This window comes from Caldimonas sp. (assembly GCF_046289365.1).
Classification (GTDB): Bacteria; Pseudomonadota; Gammaproteobacteria; order Burkholderiales; family Burkholderiaceae_C; genus Caldimonas.
In genome coordinates this window covers 1-2,785 of sequence record NZ_JBKBVU010000290.1, presented here as the reverse complement: position 1 = coordinate 2,785, position 2,785 = coordinate 1, and the positions used below count along the sequence as shown (strand labels likewise).

Annotated in this window: 4 protein-coding genes and 1 pseudogene; 4 read left to right on the top strand and 1 reads right to left on the bottom strand. The window is 66.4% G+C overall.

Annotated features, from left to right (window positions below):
* Positions 1 to 781 (bottom strand): annotated as a pseudogene (locus tag ACK42S_RS17105) (hypothetical protein); the annotation flags it as partial.
* A gap of 243 nt (positions 782 to 1,024) precedes the next feature.
* Between ACK42S_RS17105 and ACK42S_RS17100 the strand changes: the two are divergent.
* The 4 genes from ACK42S_RS17100 to ACK42S_RS17085 all read left to right on the top strand — a co-directional run.
* Complete coding sequence (locus tag ACK42S_RS17100) at positions 1,025 to 1,366, top strand: helix-turn-helix domain-containing protein (RefSeq protein ID WP_409710392.1); 342 nt, start codon at positions 1,025 to 1,027, stop codon at positions 1,364 to 1,366.
* Between the two features lie 3 nt (positions 1,367 to 1,369).
* On the top strand, positions 1,370 to 2,299 hold the full coding sequence (locus tag ACK42S_RS17095) for an ImmA/IrrE family metallo-endopeptidase (protein WP_409710389.1): 930 nt from the start codon (positions 1,370 to 1,372) through the stop codon (positions 2,297 to 2,299).
* Between the two features lie 96 nt (positions 2,300 to 2,395).
* Positions 2,396 to 2,620 (top strand): hypothetical protein, encoded by a 225-nt coding sequence (locus tag ACK42S_RS17090; RefSeq protein ID WP_409710386.1) that lies wholly within the window; start codon positions 2,396 to 2,398, stop codon positions 2,618 to 2,620.
* The coding region (locus tag ACK42S_RS17085) for a DUF2924 domain-containing protein (RefSeq protein ID WP_409710395.1) at positions 2,617 to 2,785 on the top strand (169 nt) is incomplete at its 3' end. The genes ACK42S_RS17090 and ACK42S_RS17085, both read left to right, overlap by 4 nt.

The window sequence follows — 2,785 nt, the reverse complement described above, 5'->3', positions numbered from 1 at the left end:
TCGGCGGCTCGATGCGGTGCGCGTCCACCTTGACGCCCAGCAGGTGCTCGGCGAAGGCGTCCACGAGCATCTGGTGGTACTTCGCCCCGCCACGAACCAGCGTCCGGACGACGCCGGTGGCCAGCGCGTACTCCAGCACCATGTGAATGTTCGGGTTGCCGACGCGACGGGTGAGATGGGCGCCCTCGAACTCCAGGCGCAGCATGGCCAGGTCCTTGACGTGCACCGTCAGCAGGAACACGCCGGGGCGGCGTTCCACCAGGTAAGCCACGCTGCCGTCGCCGCACTGCAGTTCGCGCTGATAGAAGCCCGAGATGGCCTGGCGCAGCGCGACCAGTGCGGCATCCGAGGGGTTCGGTCGGCGCTTCACGCCGAGGTCGTGCTGCTGGGCCTGCGACCCGTGGCGCTCCAGGTAGTCGAACTCGCAGGCCCGCTCGAAGAGTGCCGGATGGTTGGCATACAGCCAGAAGGAGCGGTGGGTGTCGCTCCGGCATCCGACCAGGCCCAGCAGCACGGTACCGTCCCCGGCCGCGGCCTGGAACATCGCCTGCTTGCCGGCCGGATCGGCCAGCTGGACGCTGGCCATGAGGTTGCCGATCAGGCGGTCACGGGCCGGGATGTCGGGCCAAGCGCGAACGGCCTCCACCAGCGCTTGCGAAGTCTGCGGCGCATCCTCCCAGTCGAAGTCGGCGGCCACGGGCAGGCCGTGCGAGGTCAGGAAGGCGCTGAGGGTCGCGTCCACCGGCAGTTCCAGCAGCACGTCGACGAAGGTCTTCTTCATCGTCTCGGTCCTTTCCGAAGGAGTGTCGAGGGCTGCGGACCGAGGGGGCGGGTTCGCGGGCCGGCGACTGGGTTACCGAACGGCGATCTCGCAAGAGTAAAGCAGCGAGATACGGCGCGATTGTGTTCCGCCCATTTCCGCTTGTCAAACATCGAGGCACTGCTGGCGCTTACTGGTATCTCGCGGCTATACTGTCGGTCTGATTTTCCGACACTGGCAGTCGAATCGAGACGGGACATCGCCATGGCTTCGGCGTTCGGATCACGCCTGCGGCGCTTGCGCGAGGCGAAGAAGTTGACCTTGCAGCAAGTCGCCGATGCAGTGGGCTGTACCAAAGCCTACATCTGGGAACTGGAGATGAAGGAAGGGCAACGCCCCTCGGCCGAGCGCGTGCAGGCGCTGGCGAAGGTGCTGGGCGTGACGATGGAAGACATCATGGGCGAGCCCATGTCCTCGGTTCCCGAGGCCAGTCCCGAGGACGTGTCCTTCTTCCGCGCGTATGCCGGGATGACGGAAGAGGAGAAGAAGCGCTACCGGCAGGCGCTCGAGATCATGTTCCCCGACAAGGGCCGAGGCGGGGACTGACGCTTGAGCGCCGCGCGCCACCTCACCGGTTCGATGGCTGCGAGCCATGTCCACAAGTGGCTGCGGGCGTGGTACGGCGCGCACGTGCCCGAGGCCGTCGATCTCGATGTCGTGCGGCAGATGCTGCCGAGCACGCCCTACGGCAAAGGGGTTCGGGGAATTCGTCCCCCGGTGCAGTTCAACGACGATGCCTTCGAGGGCATGCTGGCGCGGGATCCCGGTGACCCTGAGGTCTGGGGTATCGCCTACAACGGCACCGTCAGTCCGGAGCGACAGCGATTCACCATCGCTCACGAGCTCGGGCACTTCATCCTGCATCGCGACCGGCAGCCGCGTTTCAACTGTGACAAGAACAGCGTCCACTCCGGCCACGAGACGATGCGCCTGATCGAGCGCGAGGCCGACGACTTCGCCAGCAGTTTGCTGATGCCCGGCGATCTGCTGCGCGAGTGGATCTCGAACCGACGCATCGATCTGCACGTCTTGAGCAGCATTGCCAAGCGCTTCCAGGTCTCGATCGAGGCGCTGTGCATCCGCTTCATCAAATCCACCTCGCAGCGCGCGATCCTGGTCTACTGGGACAACGGCTACGCGAAATACGAATGGCGCAGCGAGAAGGCCGTCAGGACGCGGGCGCGCATCCGGCGCACCGGCGATCCGCAAGAGCCGTTACCCGGCACGCTCGCCGCCGACGCCAGCGTCGAGCAGGCGTGGGACGGCATCGAGATGTCCGCCGCGGTCTGGTGTCCGGAGGAGGCACCCTACATGAAGCTGCGCGAGTTCAAGCACAGCTATGCCTCGAGAGATCGCGTCCTGACCCTGCTGCTGTTGGAAAGCGCTGAGCCTCGCCCTTGGGATCGGTCATGGCAGGACGGCGAGAGTTTCGACAGCGACGACCAGTTCGTCTCGACGGGCCGGCACCCGATGCGATGAGGCAGGGCGCGGCAGCCCGCGCATCCCCGCCCAAACACGTTACGCGAAGTCCCTCGATTCCTAGCATGACGAGCGTTTCCCTTCGGAACGCTTGCCATGCACGAACTCGAACCCCTCTCCCTGGCGCCCGACGCCGATCGGCCTCGGCACGCGCACCAAGAGATCGTCGATCTACTGGCCTGCGCCCTCCTGCGGCGGCGCGCTCGCCCCTTTCCGCCGCCCGGCGGCCCCGTCACCGACAGCGACACGGTTGGCCTTGGCTTCGTCGGCCACGAGCGCGTGAATGCGAACCCCGATCACGCACGAGGAGTTCGCCCATGACGGCACACGCAAGCCCCCCAGACCGCACCACCGTCGCCGCCCACATCGCCCAGTTGCCCCACCTGCCGATGGACAGCCTCTGGGCGCTGTGGGACGAGTACTTCGAGGAGCGGCCCAAGCATCACCACCGCACCTGGCTGGAGAGCCGGCTCGCCTACAAGATCC